Origin of the sequence: Microbacterium sp. Leaf179 (assembly GCF_001423785.1) — a bacterium.
GTDB lineage: Bacteria > Actinomycetota > Actinomycetes > Actinomycetales > Microbacteriaceae > Microbacterium.
This window is the reverse complement of sequence record NZ_LMPH01000002.1, coordinates 452,852-467,629: the sequence shown is the minus strand read 5'-3', so window position 1 is coordinate 467,629 and position 14,778 is coordinate 452,852. Positions and strand designations below refer to the sequence as shown.

Below are 14,778 nucleotides of genomic sequence, written 5' to 3'. Positions count from 1 at the left end.
TCGGGATGCCGCCGTGCTCCGCGCCGAGGTACGCGTGCGCCGCCGTGATTTCGACGTCGACATCGCGCTCGACGTCGCCGCGGGTGAGACGGTGGCCGTGATGGGCCGGAGCGGCGCGGGCAAGTCGACGCTGCTGGGTGCGCTCGCGGGTCTCACCCCGCTCGACGGCGGCGAGATCGCGGTGGACGGGCGCGTGCTCGACCGAGCCCCGGGGCTCCGCACGGCGCCGATGCACCGAGGCATCGTGCTGCTGGGGCAGGACGCGCGGCTGTTCCCGCATCTGACCGCGCGCGAGAACGTCGCCTTCGGCCCGCGCGCGGCCGGGGTCTCGGCATCCGTCGCCCGCTCCGGCGCCGACGAATGGTTGGCTCGCGTGGGGCTCCCGGGGGCGGGGGACCGGCGCCCGGTGGAATTGTCGGGCGGTGAACAGCAGCGCGTCGCGGTGGCTCGGGCGCTCGCCGCCGAACCGCGGGTCGTGCTGCTCGATGAGCCGCTCGTGGCGCTCGACGCGGTGACGGCCTCGGAGATCCGCGCGATGCTGCGTGAGCACCTCGCCGGAGTGACGGCCGTCGCGGTGACCCACGACGCCGTCGATGCCGCGGCCCTGGCCGACCGGCTCGTGATCGTCGAGCGCGGACGCGTGACGCAGGCCGGGCCCGTGCGCGAGGTGCTGACGGCTCCGGCGACCGACGTCGCGGCACGGATCGCGGGCCTGGAACGGCTCGTCGGGGTGGCCCAGGGGGGAGCGTTCGTGCGAGGCGGGGTGCGATTGACCGCATCGGATGCCGCGTCTCGCGCGCTCGCGGGCGTCGACGGCACCCCTCTTGCGGCGGTCTTCCGCGCAGTCGACGCGCGTCTCGGTGAGGGGTTCCGGGCGACCGTCGCCTACCTGGAGGCGACGCCGACGGGCGTGCGGGTCGTCACCGATGCGGGAGCCGTCGAGGTCACGCCGGAGGCCGCGGGCCGGCTGGGCCCGGGCGACGTGGTGTCGATGAGTGTCGCCTCCGAGCGGGTGCGGTTCGTACCGGCTGCGTCAGAGGGCGCTCACGAGAACCGGGGCGGTCGCTGACGAGCGCGCTCCCTGACACCCGGGACCACGCGCCCGTCCTCCAGGCGCACCTCGCGGTCGACCAGCCCGGCGGGCACCTCGACGTGCGACACGAGCACCACGGCGCGGTCGCGTCCGACGGCGCCGAGCAGATCGTGCAGCAGGGCATCCGATGCCGCGGGGTCCACGCCCGCGGTCGGCTCGTCGAGCACGAGCACGGGGAAGCCGCGCAGCAGCGCCCGCGCCAGCGCCAGGCGCTGTGCCTGCCCGCCCGAGACCAGCGCCCCGCGATCGCCGACACGCGCGTCGAGCCCGCCCCGCTCGGCGACCCAGTCGTTGAGGCCGACGCGGGCCAGGGCGGCTCGAAGGTCGTCGTCGGTGGCGGTGTCGCGGGCGAAGAGCAGATTCTGGCGTACGGATTCGTCGAACAGATGGGGGGACTGCTCGACGAGACCCACCGTGCGGCGCAGGTCGTCGCCCGACAGGGTGCGGACGTCGACTCCGTCGATCTCGTATGTCCCCGCGACGTCGAGGAAGCGGACGAGCACGTGCGCGAGCGTCGTCTTGCCGGCCCCGCTCGGCCCGCTCACGAGCACGCGCTCGCCCGGGGCGACGTGCAGCGAGACGTCGTGCAGCCGCCCGGCGTCGGCATCGGTGTCGCCCCGCGCGGGCCAGTGCGCCGAGACGCCGACGAGGGAGAGGCCCGAACCCAGCGCCGGCGCGGAGCCGGTGGCGGCCGGCTCGTCGCGGGGAAGGCCCTCGGGTACGGCGTCGGGGACGGCCTCGGCGATGCGCTCCGCGGCGCGCCGGACCTGCCGCCACGAGGCCAGTGCCAGCGGCACGGGACCGAACACCTCGAACACCGCCATCGGCAGCAGGACGACCACGGCGAGGCCCGGTCCTGACAGGGTGCCGCCGGTCACCGCGGGGGCAGCCACCAGCAGGGCAGCCACCGAGGCGAGTCCCGCGAGCACCGAGACGGCCCCCGCGGTGAGTCCCTGCGCCCCGCCCCGGCGCACGACGGCACGGCGCAGCGCCCGGTCTGCCCGGCTGATGCGCTCGCGGGCGGCACCCCCCGCGCTGTAGGCCGTCAGCACGTCGAGGTTCGTCAGCAGGTCGTGCACGGCGTCGGCCACATCGGCGCGGAGCGGCGCGATCGAACGCTCGGCGCGGGCTCCCGCAGCCCACCCCACGGCGACGGCCACGGCGAAGGCCGCGACGAGGCAGGCGAACAGCACCAGGGCGGCCGGCCACGACACGAGGGCCACGAACACCACGGCGGCCAGGGCCGTCAGCACCGCGGTCGCCAGCGGCAGCACGACGCGCAGCGGCAGGTTCTGCAGTTCCTCGACGTCATCGACGACGCTGGAGAGCAGTCCGCCGCGGCGGGCGCGGCCGAGACCGTCGGGAGCGAGGGGCACGAGGTCGCGCACGAGTTCGGCGCGCACCCCGGCCAGCTGGTGGAGAGCGGCGTCATGCCCGCTCAGCCGTTCGAGGTAGCGGAACACCCCGCGCGACAGCGCGAAAGCCCGCACGCCCACGACCGCCAGTGACAGGTACATCACGAGGGGCTGCTCGGCCGCCCGCGCGATCAGCCACGCGCTCGCCGCCAATAGCGCGATCGCGCTCGCCGCCGACCCGAAGCCCGACAGCAGGGCCGGAGCGAAGCGCCGCGGCGACGGCAGGGCGGATCGCAGGATCCCCCGCACCCGGTCGTTCACGACCGCACCGCCCGACTCGCGCGCGAGTCGCCAGGATTCGTCGCCGCGACGAGCGCGGAAGCGACAGATCCTGGCGACTCACGCGGGGGGTCCACCTCGACCACGCGGTCGGCGATCGCGCGTGCGGACCGGCGGTGCGAGACGAGCAGGACCCCGCGGCCGGCGTCGGCCTCGCGGCGCAGCGTCGCCCACAGGTGCGCCTCGGTCGTGGCATCCAGGGCGCTCGAGGGCTCGTCGAGCACGATGAACGGCGTCCCCACGACCCGTGCCCGGTAGAGCGCCCGGGCGACGGCGACGCGCTGCGCCTGCCCGCCCGAGAGTCCCGTGCCGTTCGCGCCGAGCGGGGTGGCCGGGTCGATGTCGGCGGCCCCCGCGTCGTCGAGGGCGAGACGGATCGCCGCGGCATCGGGGGTCGAGCCCAGGGCCACGTTCTCGCCGACGGTCCCCGTCACGAGTCCCGGCCGCTGCCCGGCCCACGAGACGCTGTCGCGGGCGTGCGGTACGGCGGTCCCGTCCAGGCGCACCTCACCGTCGTGGTCGGCGAAACCGAGCAGGGCCGCGATCAGGCTGGACTTGCCGACACCGCTCGGCCCCGACACGACCACCACCTCGCGCGGCCCCACCGACAGCGACACCCGGGGCGAGCGGTGCCCCTCGCGGTGCACGCGCACCCCCTCGAGCGCGAGCGTCGTCCCGCGCGCCGGGGTGACGGCATCCGGAACAACGGCGGCGTGCGCGGCGTCGAGGGCGTCGAAGATCTGCTCGGTCGCCGCGACCCCCTCGCTCGCGGCGTGGAACTGCACGCCCACCTGCCGCAGCGGCAGGTACGCCTCGGGGGCCAACAGCAGCACGAAGAGCCCGACGAGCAGGCTGAGATCTCCCGCGAGCAGGCGGAAGCCGATGGTGACGGCGATGATGGCGACCGAGATGGATGCCAGGAACTCCAACGCGAAGCCCGAAAGGAACGACACCCGCAGCACCGTCATCGTCTCGCGCTTGTAGTCGCGCGTGACCGTCTCGATCGTGTCGGCGGCTCGGTGCTGGCGGCCGAACACCTTCAGGGTGCCGAGCCCCTCGACGGTGTCGGCGAAGCGCGCGGCGAGGCGACCGAGAGTGCGGTACTGCTTCTGCTGCACACCGCGGGTCGCGAGGCCGATGAGCACCATGAACAGCGGGATCAGGGGAATGGTCAGCACGACCGTGAGGCCCGACAGCGGGTCGGCCAGGGTCATCGCGCCGATGAGGATCGGCAGGGTGATCACCGTCGCGACCAGCTGGGGCAGGTAGCGCCCGAAGTACGCGTCGAGGGCCTCCAGGCCGTGCCCCGCCGTCAGGGCGAGGCTCGCCGAGTTGCGCTGCGAGAGCCATGCCGGGCCGAGGCGCGCGACCGCCGTGACCAGCGCTCGCCGCAGCTGCAACGAGGCCGCCGCGGCTCCGCGCGCCGACACCCGCTCGGAGGCGGCGATCAAGAGCCCGCGCAGCAGGGCGAGCGAGGCGGCGATCCCCACGTAGCCCCAGAGCTCCGCGAGCGGTCGGCCCTCGATCGCGCCGACGAGGGCGGCGGTGAGCGCCCCCGCGAAACCGACGATCACCCCCGTCTGGGCGAGGACGATCGCCGCCGTGACCGCGAAGAAGCGGCGCGAGGCCGTGGCGTGGCGCAGCAGCCGGGGATCGACGGGTTTCAATGCGCCACCAACGCGGCCTTCTCGATGCGCGCGCGGGTCACGCGTTTGCGGAACACCCAGTACGTCCAGCCCTGGTAGGCGAGGATCAGCGGCAGGAAGATCAGTGCCGCCCAGCTCATGATCGTCAGGGTGTAGTCGGTGCTCGAGGCGTTGTCGATCGTGAGGCTCGATCCGGCACCCAGGGTCGAGGGCATCACGTTGGGGAAGAGCGCGAAGAACAGGGCCGCGACCGCGGCGACGATCGTGATCGCGCCGAGGGTGAACGCCGTCCCCTCGCGGTCGCGGAGGTTTGCGACCCACGCGCCGATGAGCGTCAGAGCGGCGATGCCCGCGAGGGCGACGACCCCGAGCAGCAGGGGTGCCTGGGCGTTCGCGGCGTTCACGATCGTCCACCCGAGGAACAGCGCAGCGAGGGCGATGGTCGCGAGCCCCGCCTTCTTCGCGAGCGACCGGGCGTCGGCGCGCACCTGCCCGTCGGTTTTCAGCGCGACGAAGAACAACCCGTGCAGGAAGAACAGGCTCAGCGTCGTGAGTCCGCCCAGGATGCCGTAGGGGTTCAGCAGGGTCAGCACGGTGCCGACGTACTCGTGGTCGGCGTCGAGGGGTACGCCCTGCACGATGTTCGCGAACGCCACGCCCCAGAGGAAGGCGGGCAGTGCCGAGCCGATCACGATCATGCGGTCGAACGAGCGCTTCCACCGCAGGGAGTCGCGCTGGTGGCGGTACTCGAACGAGACGCCCCGGGCGATGAGGGCGAGCAGGATCGCCAGGAGAGGCAGGTAGAAGCCGCTGAACAGCGTCGCGTACCACTCGGGGAACGACGCGAACAGGGCGGCGCCGGCGACGATGACCCACGTCTCGTTGAGGTCCCATACGGGACCGATCGTGTTGATGATCTGCCGGCGGGCGATGTCGTCCTTGCCGAGGAAGGGGATCGACATGCCCACGCCGAAGTCGAAACCGTCGAGCACGAAGTAGCCGACGAAGAGGAAGGCGACGATCCAGAACCAGAGGTATGCGAGGTCCATGAGGGGCTCCTAGTAGACCGTGGTCGGGGTGTTCTCGACGGAGTCGTCGTGCACGGCGTCCGGATCGGGCAGGGGATCGGGACCCTTCTGCGCGTACTTCTTGATGAGTCCGAACTCGACGACGGCGAGGCTGGCGTACACGAGGGTGAAGGCGACGAGCGAGATGAGCACGCTCCAGCCCGGCACGCTGGGCGAGACGCCGTCCTGCGTGAGCATGAGACCGAACACGATCCAGGGCTGACGGCCCATCTCGGTGAACACCCACCCGACGAGGCTCGCGAGCATGGGCAGGGGAGCGGCCCAGATCGCGACGCGCCACATCCACGGAGCGACCGGGCGGGTGGCCTTCTTGCGCGTGACCCAGAGGCCCACGACGCTGACCAGCGCGGCGATACCGCCGAGGGCGATCATCCAGCGGAACGCCCAGTAGGTGACCCACAGCACGGGCGCGAAGTTGCCGTCGACTTGGCCTGCGAACTGCGGGAACATCTGCTGGCTGTACAGCGTGTTCAAGTCGTTGATGCCCTCGACGCAGCCGTCGAGCGAGTGCGTCGACAGGATGCTGAGCAGGAACGGCACCCGGATCGAGAACAGCTCGCTCGTACCGTCGGGGGTGCCGAGCGTGAAGATCGAGAACGAGGCATCCTGACCGCAGACGGTGTGGAACGTCGCCTCGGCGGCGGCCATCTTCATCGGCTGCGTCGCGACCATGACCAGGCTGAGCTGATCGCCGACGACGGCGACGAGGACGAACGACACGAGCGTGGACCACAGGCCGAAACGCAGGGTCTTGCGCATCATGTCGGTGTTCTGGCCGCGGGCCATGTGCCAGGCCGAGATGGCGACGACGATCATGGCGGCGAACATCCAGCCCGCGAAGATCGTGTGCGGGAAGGCCGCGAGGGCGACCGGGTTGGTCAGCAGGGCCCAGAAGTCCACGAGTTCGGCGCGATGCCCCTCGGCGGACATCTGATACCCGACCGGGTTCTGCATGAAGGCGTTGGCGGCGATGATGAAGTACGCCGAGAGGGTGGCGCCGATCGTCGCCATCCAGATGCTGGCGAGGTGGGCGAGGCGGGGGAGCTTGTCCCACCCGAAGATCCAGAGGCCGATGAACGTCGCCTCGAGGAAGAAGGCGAGCAGCCCCTCGAACGCGAGGGGGGCGCCGAACACGTCGCCGACGAAGCGTGAGTACGCCGACCAGTTCATGCCGAACTGGAACTCCTGCACGATCCCCGTGACGACGCCCATGGCGAAGTTGATGAGGAAGATCTTGCCGAAGAAGCGCGTGATGTGCAGCCAGCGCACGTCTCCGGTGCGGTACCAGACCGTCTGGAAGATGGCCACGACCAGCGACATTCCGAGCGTCAGCGGCACGAAGAGGAAGTGGTACAGGGTCGTCAACCCGAACTGCCAGCGGGCGAGAGCCAGGGGGTCGAGCCACTCCATCAGGAGCCTCCGATCGAACCGGATTGTGTGGTCAGACCACATGCTACGCCGGGCTCCGGAGCGCCGTTCGGGGTTGCCTCGGCGTCGAACCATATACTGAGCAAGTCATTTTCGAGCCCGCCGGGAGGCCGCCGTGTCGGTACGTCAGAGCCTGCTCGCGATCCTCGATCGCGGTGCCTGCTACGGCTCTCAGCTGCGCGCGGAGTACCACCGGCGCACGGGCGCCACGGTCAACGTCGGACAGGTTTACACGACCCTCGAACGCCTCGAACGCGACGGCCTCGTGGTCGGCCGCGGCCTCGACGACGAGGGGCGCATGCTGTGGGAGCCCACCGAGGCCGGACGCCTCGAAGCGCGCACCTGGCTGTCCACCGCGTCGCAGATCGAGAAGCGCGACGAGGTCGCCCTCAAGATCGCGCTGGCCGTCACTCTTCCCGGCGCCGACGTCGACGGCATCCTGTCGGCTCAGCGCGCGGCTGTGCGGCAGGCGCTCGCCGACCCCGAAGCGCCGAGCGAGACGACGGATGCCGTGTCGGCGGCCATCGTGCGCGCCGCACGACGCGCCCGGCTCGACGCCGACCTGCGCTGGCTGGACGACGTCGAAGAGCTCACGCGCGGGAGCGCTCCGTTCGCGCTGTCGGCCGATCGGCCGCGACGCGGTCGGCCCGCGCGCTCCGCGCTCTGACCCGCGAGTATCCCCGTCCGGGCCTTTCGTCAAGCCCGCGGTGCGTCACCGGGTCGCGTCGCAATCTGGAGGGACGCGGACGACCCAAGGAGCACTCGCATGGTCATGGAAGCACCTCTCACCAGCCGAGGGTCGACGAAGAAGGCCGCCGCGAACTCCTCTTCGCCCGTCACGCCCCCCGCCTTCACCGAGATCCCGTGGACGCGCATCGACCTCGACCTGTACGAGGTCGCTCGCGACGGGTACATCGTCGGCTACGTCGAGGTCGTCGGAGCGGTCTTCGTCGCCCTGGGCGGCTCGCGCTACGACCGCGCGGTCGAGGTGTCGCAGAACGTCACGTTCCACGCCGCCGTCGACGCGCTGCTGCGGCGCGTGCTCTGACCTCGCCCACGAGAGAACCGACTCAGCGGGCGAGCGTGTAACCCGCCTCGTCGATCGCGGCGGCGAGCTGAGCTTCGTCGACGGCGCCCGTCGAGGCGATGCGCACGAGCGATTCCCCTCCGACGTGCAGCTCGACGTCGACCACCTCGACGCCGTCGAGGGCGGAGAGCTCTTCGGTGACCGCGCGCACACAGTGGTCGCACGTCATCCCCTCCACGCGCAGTGTGTCGGCGGCCGCCACGGAAGCAGCGGAGACGGCGGAGGCGGCGGGCGCCGACGCGTGTCCGCAGCCGCAGTCCGAGCCGCAGCCGCCGACGTTCGTCGAGGACAGGCCGAGGTCGAGGCGTCGTTCGGTCATGGGGGTCTCCTTCGATGGGGCGCTCACGGCGCGAGGGTCGTTGCGGAGGATGTGGCCAAGGTCACGGTCGCGGTGGTGCCGACGGGGCCGCGGAGTCGGCGCTCGGCACGATCGGAAAGGTGCGCTCCGCCCGCGTCGCTCATGAGCGGACCAGACGCGCGATGGCCTGGTTCGCCTCTTTGAGCTTCTCTTCGGCGACGGGGCCGCCCTGTTGGGCCGCCTCGGCGACGCAGTGCGACAGGTGGTCGTCGAGCAACGAGAGGGCGACGTTCTCGAGGGCCTTGGTGACCGCCGACACCTGCGTGAGGATGTCGATGCAGTACTGGTCGTCGTCGACCATGCGGGCGATGCCGCGCACCTGTCCCTCCGCGCGGCGCAGGCGCTTCAGGAGATCGTCTTTGTGCCCCTCGTATCCGTGCATGTGTCGATGATACCCCCGTGGGGTATGCGTAGCACGGCGTCCCCCACTGTCAACCCCCTCGGCAGCGAGGCAGGGGTGACGGATCGTGGAAACTCCAGGAGGTCGACATGTTCTCTCGTCGCACCGGTGGTGGTCAGCGATGACCGCCGATCCCTTCCCCACCGGCCCCCACCGTCCCGTGCGCATCCCGCACCTGCCCCCGTTGCGCTCGCAGCGGCGAGAATCGGAAGATGACGAGAACCCTGGCGGCGCTTCCCGGCGCGGCACGGAAGCTGTGTCTCAGCCGAAGAAACGGCGAGATCTGCACCCGTGAGGCCGGCCACCGAGGCCTCCACCACCGCCGTGGTGGGCGCCTGCTGTGGAGCGACCTGCAGGCCGATCCGCCCGAGTGCGCGGGCGCGGGGACCCCGGCCGAGGCCGCCCCTCCGTTGCCCGACGGCTACCCCGGCGGCCGGGCGCTCTGCCCGGTGTGCTGGGCGTTCGTCGATCTCGAGGACGGGCGCCTCGCCCCGCACGATTCCTGGCGCGGAGACGAGAGCCGCGGCGAGGCCGACCGGCGGCGGGAGTGGTTCAACACCGTCGGGTGGTGACGCCCACGCTCCTCATCCCCGGCGGCGCGACCTCGCGCTCACGCCGGCGACGCCACGAGTGACGCCCGCCCGTCGACCACCTCGACCGTCGCATCCAGTGCACCCGCGTGCACGAGGTCGTGCGTGACGAGCAGCGTGGCCGTGTCGCGTTCGCGGGTGAGACGCGAGAGGAGCGCCATGATCTCGGCGCCTCGAGCGCTGTCGAGGGCGCTCGTCGGCTCGTCGACGAGCAGCACCCGCGGCTCGTGCACGAGGGCGCGCGCGATCGCCACACGCTGACGCTGGCCACCCGAGAGCTGCGCGGGGCGGCGGTCGGCGTGGTCACCGAGGCCGACGGCATCGAGCAGCTCATCGACGCGGCCGCGCACGGCGGCCCGCCGCGCGCGCCGCCCTCGCCCGCCGAGCTCGGCCATCACGCAGAGCTGCTCGCGCGCGGTGAGGGCGGGGAGCAGTTGCGGCTGCTGGAACACGATGCCGATGCGCTCGCGTCGCAGCGCCGTGCGGCCCGCGGCGCTGAGCCCGGTGGCATCCACCCCGTCGACGACCACGCGTCCGGTGTCGGGGCGCGCCAGGGTCGCGGCGAGGGCGAGCAGGCTCGATTTGCCCGACCCCGACGGGCCGGTGATCCCGGTCACGAGCCCGGGGCGCCCCTCGAGCGAGACGTGGTCGACCGCGGTGACGCGGGAGTCGCCGTCGGGGTAGGTGAGGGTGACGTCGTCGAGAAGGATCATCGAGTGCTCCCGAGAGCGGTGAGGGGGTCGGATGCCGTGACGATGCGCAGCGAGACGGCTGCGCCGAGCACGCCGAGGGCGATCATGACGAGCGCGGGGGCGAGGGTGGTCAGCGGACTGAGGACGAAGGGCAGCGCACCGCCCGCGAGCGCGCCGAGTGCCGCGGTGAGGCCGATGCCGACTCCGACGCCCGCGACCAGCACGATCAGCGCCTGTCCGAGCGCATCGCGGAGGAGCATCGGGGTGCTCGCCCCCAGCGCCTTCAGCACGGCGACGTCGGCGGCCCGCTGCATCGTCCAGACGGTGAAGAACGCGCCGACCACCAGCGCCGAGACCGCGAACAGCATGGCGATCATGAGGGCGAGCGAGCCGATCTCGGAGCGGAACGTCGGCAGCGCGGTGAGGCTGGCGAGGGGAGTGGATGCCATGGTGCCGGTGGCGGCCGAGGCGGCCGCCCAGTCGGGCGTCCCCGACACCGCGAGCACGGTCGCGTCGCCCTGCCCGCCCAGCCGGCGGTCGATGTCGGCCCACGCGGCGGGGGTCATCGCGACGACGGGGGAGTGGCTGTACCAGGAATCGCCGGTGACCTCGTCGACGCGGTACGCGGAGCCCGAGATCGTCACGTCGTCGCCCGCGGTGGCGCCGAGCGCTTTCGCCGCCCCCGCCGACAGCACGACGTCGCCGTCGGCGGTCGGCGAGCCGCCGGCCGCGTCGAGCCCGAACAGGGCGACGCCGCCGCTGCCACCCGGCCCCGCGGCGCGGGTCTGCACGATGCCGACGGGCGTGACCGCCCGCACGCCCGGCGTCGCGGTCCACGCGGCGACGGTGGCGTCGCCGAGGCTCGAGTCGGCGAAGGTCGCCGCGGCGCCTCCGACCGGCTGCAGCACGAGCCGGTCGCCGGGCAGGGCCAGCACGGCCGAGACGTTCTGCGCGGCGAGGCCGCCGGTGAGCCCCGAGAGGAATCCCACGAGCAGGGTGATGAGGGCGACGACCGCCCCGATGAGGGCGAATCGCCCGCGGGCGAACCGAAGATCGCGCCATGCGACGTACACGTCGCCTCCTTCCGCCGGCGGATCTCCCCGGCTTCTTCCACTGTCGCCGTGGCGCGGCGGCGGGTCATCGGCGGCCGGGACGAACTCCCTCTCCACCTTTCGGATGATCCGCCCGCGGCGCGGCATCCGTAGCCTGGAGACCGACATGCCCCACCGCACCCTCGCTCCCGTCTTCGCGGGCCTGCGCGCCGGACTCCACGCCCTCTTCGGCGGCCTGCTGGCGCTGGTCGTCGTGCGCGTGCTGCTGACGAACGGGCCGGTGCTCGCGCTGGTCCTGGCCGGGCTGCTCGGCGCGGTGTACCTCTCGGGGCTCTGGCTCGCACGGGGTGGGCGCTCCCGCGCCGCCGTCGTGTGGCTGGCGGCCCTCACCGTCGTCTGGGCGGCGCTGGTCTGGCTCGTCCCCGAGGCGGCCTACCTCGTCTTCCCGCTGTTCTTCCTGTACCTGCACCTTCTGCCGGGCGTCGCGGGAACCCTCGCCGTCATCGGCACCACCGCGTTGACGATCGCGGCCTTCGCGGTGCACGGCGGCCTCACCGTCGGCGGCGTGGTCGGACCCGTCGTCGGAGCCGGAGTCGCTCTGCTGATCGGCCTCGGCTACTCGGCACTCGAGCGGCGCGCGGCCGAGCGCGAGGCCCTCATGGCCGAGCTGCTGGCGACCCGCGACCGGCTGGCCGCCGCCGAGCGCGAGCAGGGCACCCTCGCCGAGCGCGCCCGCCTGGCGCGCGAACTGCACGACACGGTCGCTCAGGGGCTCTCGAGCATCCAGATGCTGCTGTACGCCGCCGAGCGAGCCGATGCCGAGGGGCCGGGCATCGCGCACGTGCGCCTCGCGCGCCAGACCGCGGCCGACGGCCTGGCCGAGACGCGGCGTTTCATCCGCGAGCTCGCGCCACCCAGCCTCGATCGGGGACTCGGCTCCGCCCTCGAGCGTCTCGCCGCCGGCTGGGGCGCCCGCGAGAAGATCCCCGTCGACGTCGATGTGGATGCCGCGGTGTCCCTGCCGATGGATGCGCAGACGGCGCTCCTGCGCATCGCCCAGGGCGCTCTCGCCAACGTCGCCCAGCACGCCCGTGCCCACCGCGTCGGCATCCGGCTCAGCGCCGACCGGGGGACCGCGCGTCTGACGATCACCGACGACGGGGACGGGTTCGATCCGCGCGGCGCCGAAGACGCGGCATCCACAACCGACTCCTTCGGCCTGCGCGCCATGGGCGAGCGGGTCGACCAGCTCGACGGGCGACTCGCCGTCGACAGCATCGCGGGCTCGGGAACGACGATCACCGTGACGCTGCCGGGGGCGACGCCGTGATCCGCGTGCTCATCGCCGACGACCACCCCGTGGTGCGCGCGGGCGTGCGGGCGCTGCTCGATGCCGAGAGCGACATCGACGTGGTGGGCGAGGCCGCCACGGCCGACGAGTCCGTCGCCCTGGCCGACACCCTCGCTCCCGAACTCGTGCTGATGGACCTGCAGTTCGGTGACCGCGCGGCCGGTGCCGACGCCACACGGCGGATCCGCGCGCTCGCCGCACCCCCGTACGTGCTCGTGCTGACCAACTACGACACCGACGGCGACATCCTCGGCGCCGTCGAAGCGGGGGCCAGCGGCTACCTGCTCAAAGACGCCCCTCCCCACGAACTGCTCGCCGGAGTGCGAGCCGCGGCCGCCGGCCAGAGCGCCGTGGCCCCCGCGATCGCCGGGCGCCTGCTGGCGCGACTGCGCGAACCCCGCGTGACGCTGTCGGCGCGTGAGATCGAGGTGCTCCGGCTCGTCGCGCGCGGGGCCTCCAACGCCGACGTGGCCGCGCACCTGCACATCACCGACGCCACGGTGAAGTCCCATCTCGCGCACGTGTTCTCGAAGCTGGGCGTCTCGTCGCGCACCGCCGCGGTCTCGAGCGCGCGAGCCCTCGGCATCGTGCGCTGACCGGGTTCGCCGCGTCGCGGCACGTACGATGGGCGACATGATCCGGGTGCGTGTGGTCGGTGTGGCCCTCGACCCGGCCCAGCAGCACGTCATCCTGTTGAAGCCGGTCGACACCGCCACCGACGGCGACCTGGTGCTGCCGGTGTGGATCGGCGCCCAAGAGGCGATGTCGATCCTCGTCGCGATCGAGGGCACCGGGAGTCCCCGTCCCCTCGCGCACGACCTGACCACGGCTATGCTCGGGGAGCTGTCGGCCTCGGTCGAACGCGTCGAGGTCACGCATCTCGACGCGGGTACGTTCCACGCCCGCGTGCTGCTCGCGACGCCCGCGGGACCGCGCACCTTCGACGCCCGCCCGTCGGATGCCATCGCACTCGCCGCCCGTTCCGGCGGGTCGATCTGGGTGGCCGCCGACGTGCTCGCCGAGGCCGGCGTGCCCGACGACGCGGTCGAGATCGAGCCGTCCGCCGAGGACGACCGGGTGGAGGAGTTCCGCCGATTCCTCGATGACGTCGACCCCGACGATTTCCAGGGCTGACACATCGACCGAGCGGCGCCGGGCGCTCCTAGACTCGCGGAGGGGCCGCCCGCGCGGCCGTGATCCACGAGGAACGGGGAACCAATGCAACTCGCCATGGTCGGGCTCGGACGAATGGGCGCCAACATCGTCCGCAGGCTCATGAAAGACGGTCACGACTGCGTCGTGTTCGACGTGAATCAGGATGCCGTGGCCGCCCTCGTGGCCGAGGGGGCGACCGGCGCCACCAGCATCGCCGACCTCGCCTCGAAGCTGACCAAGCCCCGTGCCGTCTGGCTGATGATCCCCGCCGGCCTCACCGGCTCGGTCGTCGACCAGGTCGCCGAGGTCTTCGAACCCGGCGACATCATCATCGACGGCGGCAACTCGAACTACCGCGACGACGTGCGTCGCGCCGCCAAGCTGAACGACTCCGGCATCCACTACGTCGACGTCGGCACCAGCGGCGGCGTCTTCGGGCTCGAGCGCGGCTACTGCCTCATGGTCGGCGGCCACGACGAGGCCGTCGCGCACCTCGAGCCGGTGCTGCGCACCATCGCCCCGGGACCGGGCGAGGTCGAGCGGACGCCCGGCCGCACCGGCGACTTCTCGACCGAGGAGCGCGGCTACCTCCACTGCGGGCCCTCGGGCGCCGGGCACTTCGTCAAGATGGTCCACAACGGCATCGAGTACGGCATCATGGCCGCGCTCGCCGAGGGCCTGAACGTGCTGAACAACGCCGACGCCGGGTTGCACCAGGGGGAGCACTCCGCCGAGGTGGCGCCGCTGGAGGAGCCCGAGTTCTACCAGTTCGACATCGACACCGCCCGCGTCACCGAGCTGTGGCGTCGAGGCTCGGTCATCTCGTCGTGGTTGCTCGACCTCACCTCGGCCGCTCTCACGCAGAACCCCACGCTCGACGGCCTGGCCGGTCGCGTCTCGGATTCGGGTGAGGGTCGCTGGACGGTCAAGGCGGCCGTCGACACCGGCGTTCCCGTGCCGGTGCTCGCCGCGTCGCTGTTCGAGCGTTTCGCCTCGCGGGGCGAGGACCACTTCGCCAACCAGGTGCTCTCGGCGATGCGTCTGCAGTTCGGCGGGCACCAGGAGCTTCCCGCCGGCGACGTGCTCGAGGCGGGCCAGAAGAAGGCCGAGAGCGGAACGAACTGACCCGGTCCGCCGGGTCAGC

At 72.4% G+C, this 14,778-nt stretch carries 16 protein-coding genes; 8 read left to right on the top strand and 8 right to left on the bottom strand.

All coding sequences use genetic code 11. The features are described from left to right. Positions 1 to 13: 13 nt before the first annotated feature. Positions 14 to 1,069 (top strand): sulfate/molybdate ABC transporter ATP-binding protein, encoded by a 1,056-nt coding sequence (locus ASF96_RS09700; protein WP_055938555.1) that lies wholly within the window; start codon positions 14 to 16, stop codon positions 1,067 to 1,069. Here ASF96_RS09700 and cydC read toward each other — a convergent pair. From cydC to ASF96_RS09680, 4 genes are read right to left on the bottom strand one after another with little or no spacing between them, the layout of a single operon-like run. Continuing rightward, on the bottom strand, positions 1,045 to 2,769 hold the full coding sequence (cydC, locus tag ASF96_RS09695) for a thiol reductant ABC exporter subunit CydC (protein WP_082509536.1): 1,725 nt from the start codon (positions 2,767 to 2,769) through the stop codon (positions 1,045 to 1,047). The two genes, ASF96_RS09700 and cydC, sit on opposite strands and share 25 nt — an antisense overlap. Further along, positions 2,766 to 4,454 carry a thiol reductant ABC exporter subunit CydD gene (gene cydD / locus ASF96_RS09690; protein ID WP_082509535.1) on the bottom strand — a complete coding sequence of 563 codons (1,689 nt, stop codon included), beginning with the start codon at positions 4,452 to 4,454 and terminating at the stop codon, positions 2,766 to 2,768. The genes cydC and cydD overlap by 4 nt, the downstream gene beginning before the upstream one ends. Next, positions 4,451 to 5,482: a cytochrome d ubiquinol oxidase subunit II gene (gene cydB / locus ASF96_RS09685; RefSeq protein ID WP_055938552.1), complete on the bottom strand. Its 1,032-nt coding sequence runs from the start codon at positions 5,480 to 5,482 to the stop codon at positions 4,451 to 4,453. The genes cydD and cydB overlap by 4 nt, the downstream gene beginning before the upstream one ends. Before the next feature lie 9 nt (positions 5,483 to 5,491). After that, positions 5,492 to 6,931 (bottom strand): cytochrome ubiquinol oxidase subunit I, encoded by a 1,440-nt coding sequence (locus tag ASF96_RS09680; protein ID WP_055938548.1) that lies wholly within the window; start codon positions 6,929 to 6,931, stop codon positions 5,492 to 5,494. 133 nt (positions 6,932 to 7,064) lie between these two features. Here ASF96_RS09680 and ASF96_RS09675 point away from each other — a divergent pair, with 133 nt between their 5' ends. Together ASF96_RS09675 and ASF96_RS09670 are read left to right on the top strand one after the other, a co-directional pair. Continuing rightward, positions 7,065 to 7,616, top strand: coding sequence for a PadR family transcriptional regulator (locus ASF96_RS09675; RefSeq protein WP_055838750.1), 552 nt, complete (start codon positions 7,065 to 7,067; stop codon positions 7,614 to 7,616). 99 nt (positions 7,617 to 7,715) lie between these two features. Further along, a complete protein-coding gene (locus ASF96_RS09670) occupies positions 7,716 to 7,997 on the top strand; it encodes a hypothetical protein (protein WP_055938545.1) in 282 nt (93 codons plus the stop codon). A gap of 22 nt (positions 7,998 to 8,019) precedes the next feature. On the opposite strand, the gene ASF96_RS16515 is transcribed toward ASF96_RS09670, so the two are convergent. Together ASF96_RS16515 and ASF96_RS09660 are read right to left on the bottom strand one after the other, a co-directional pair. Then, positions 8,020 to 8,355, bottom strand: a complete 336-nt coding sequence (locus ASF96_RS16515) for a heavy-metal-associated domain-containing protein (RefSeq protein WP_082509534.1) — start codon at positions 8,353 to 8,355, stop codon at positions 8,020 to 8,022. 139 nt (positions 8,356 to 8,494) lie between these two features. Then, positions 8,495 to 8,776 (bottom strand): metal-sensitive transcriptional regulator, encoded by a 282-nt coding sequence (locus ASF96_RS09660; protein ID WP_055838744.1) that lies wholly within the window; start codon positions 8,774 to 8,776, stop codon positions 8,495 to 8,497. Between the two features lie 230 nt (positions 8,777 to 9,006). Here ASF96_RS09660 and ASF96_RS09655 point away from each other — a divergent pair, with 230 nt between their 5' ends. Further along, positions 9,007 to 9,366, top strand: a complete 360-nt coding sequence (locus ASF96_RS09655) for a hypothetical protein (RefSeq protein WP_235560572.1) — start codon at positions 9,007 to 9,009, stop codon at positions 9,364 to 9,366. A gap of 38 nt (positions 9,367 to 9,404) precedes the next feature. Here the strand turns inward: ASF96_RS09655 and ASF96_RS09650 are convergent, their stop codons facing one another. Together ASF96_RS09650 and ASF96_RS09645 are read right to left on the bottom strand one after the other, a co-directional pair. Further along, on the bottom strand, positions 9,405 to 10,097 hold the full coding sequence (locus tag ASF96_RS09650; protein ID WP_055938542.1) for an ABC transporter ATP-binding protein: 693 nt from the start codon (positions 10,095 to 10,097) through the stop codon (positions 9,405 to 9,407). Beyond that, positions 10,094 to 11,149, bottom strand: coding sequence for an ABC transporter permease (locus ASF96_RS09645; RefSeq protein ID WP_055938539.1), 1,056 nt, complete (start codon positions 11,147 to 11,149; stop codon positions 10,094 to 10,096). Before ASF96_RS09645 ends, ASF96_RS09650 begins: the two co-directional genes overlap by 4 nt. A gap of 145 nt (positions 11,150 to 11,294) precedes the next feature. Between ASF96_RS09645 and ASF96_RS09640 the strand changes: the two genes are divergently transcribed. The 4 genes from ASF96_RS09640 to gnd all read left to right on the top strand — a co-directional run bounded on the left by ASF96_RS09640 (position 11,295) and on the right by gnd (position 14,759). Continuing rightward, positions 11,295 to 12,458, top strand: a complete 1,164-nt coding sequence (locus ASF96_RS09640; RefSeq protein WP_055939410.1) for a sensor histidine kinase — start codon at positions 11,295 to 11,297, stop codon at positions 12,456 to 12,458. Next, positions 12,455 to 13,075, top strand: a complete 621-nt coding sequence (locus ASF96_RS09635; RefSeq protein WP_055938536.1) for a response regulator — start codon at positions 12,455 to 12,457, stop codon at positions 13,073 to 13,075. The genes ASF96_RS09640 and ASF96_RS09635 overlap by 4 nt, the downstream gene beginning before the upstream one ends. 37 nt (positions 13,076 to 13,112) lie before the next feature. After that, entirely contained in the window at positions 13,113 to 13,613 is a 501-nt protein-coding gene (locus ASF96_RS09630) for a bifunctional nuclease family protein (RefSeq protein ID WP_055939407.1), read from the top strand. A gap of 84 nt (positions 13,614 to 13,697) precedes the next feature. Next, positions 13,698 to 14,759, top strand: a complete 1,062-nt coding sequence (gene gnd, locus ASF96_RS09625) for a phosphogluconate dehydrogenase (NAD(+)-dependent, decarboxylating) (RefSeq protein ID WP_055838724.1) — start codon at positions 13,698 to 13,700, stop codon at positions 14,757 to 14,759. The last annotated feature ends 19 nt before the right edge of the window (positions 14,760 to 14,778 follow it).

What these genes read in the sequence shown, in the direction of transcription:
- cydB (WP_055938552.1), bottom strand. Translation starts at nt 5,482, where the DNA reads ATGGACCTCGCATACCTCTGGTTCTGGATCGTCGCCTTCCTCTTCGTC.
- ASF96_RS09680 (WP_055938548.1), bottom strand. Translation starts at nt 6,931, where the DNA reads ATGGAGTGGCTCGACCCCCTGGCTCTCGCCCGCTGGCAGTTCGGGTTG.
- ASF96_RS09670 (WP_055938545.1), top strand. Translation starts at nt 7,716, where the DNA reads ATGGTCATGGAAGCACCTCTCACCAGCCGAGGGTCGACGAAGAAGGCC.
- ASF96_RS16515 (WP_082509534.1), bottom strand. Translation starts at nt 8,355, where the DNA reads ATGACCGAACGACGCCTCGACCTCGGCCTGTCCTCGACGAACGTCGGC.
- ASF96_RS09660 (WP_055838744.1), bottom strand. Translation starts at nt 8,776, where the DNA reads ATGCACGGATACGAGGGGCACAAAGACGATCTCCTGAAGCGCCTGCGC.
- ASF96_RS09655 (WP_235560572.1), top strand. Translation starts at nt 9,007, where the DNA reads ATGACGAGAACCCTGGCGGCGCTTCCCGGCGCGGCACGGAAGCTGTGT.
- ASF96_RS09650 (WP_055938542.1), bottom strand. Translation starts at nt 10,097, where the DNA reads ATGATCCTTCTCGACGACGTCACCCTCACCTACCCCGACGGCGACTCC.
- ASF96_RS09640 (WP_055939410.1), top strand. Translation starts at nt 11,295, where the DNA reads ATGCCCCACCGCACCCTCGCTCCCGTCTTCGCGGGCCTGCGCGCCGGA.
- ASF96_RS09630 (WP_055939407.1), top strand. Translation starts at nt 13,113, where the DNA reads ATGATCCGGGTGCGTGTGGTCGGTGTGGCCCTCGACCCGGCCCAGCAG.
- gnd (WP_055838724.1), top strand. Translation starts at nt 13,698, where the DNA reads ATGCAACTCGCCATGGTCGGGCTCGGACGAATGGGCGCCAACATCGTC.